This is a genomic window from Prescottella defluvii (genome assembly GCF_000738775.1).
Taxonomy (GTDB): domain Bacteria; phylum Actinomycetota; class Actinomycetes; order Mycobacteriales; family Mycobacteriaceae; genus Prescottella; species Prescottella defluvii.
The window spans coordinates 1-249 of record NZ_JPOC01000168.1 but is presented as its reverse complement, the minus strand read 5'-3'; the positions used below and the strand labels follow the sequence as shown (position 1 = coordinate 249).

1 pseudogene is annotated in these 249 nt (G+C 68.7%); it reads right to left on the bottom strand.

Going from position 1 to position 249, the window contains the following annotated elements:
- Positions 1–249: pseudogene (locus IJ15_RS26555) on the bottom strand (ABC transporter ATP-binding protein); the annotation flags it as partial.

Genomic DNA, 249 nt, shown 5'->3' with positions numbered 1-249 from the left:
GATCGCGAGCATCTGCTGCTCCCCTCCGGACAGCAGGCCGGCGGGTTGCCCGGCCCGATCCATGAGGATCGGGAAGAGATCGCGCACTCGGCGCAAGCTCGCCGCCACCCGGGATCGGGACCGCACCGAGAGGGCGCCGGCCATGAGGTTCTCCTGGACGGTCAACTGGTCGAAGACCCGGCGTCCTTCCGGCACCTGGACGATGCCGTGCCGGACGATTCTGTCCGCCTTGCTCCGATTGAGGTCGAG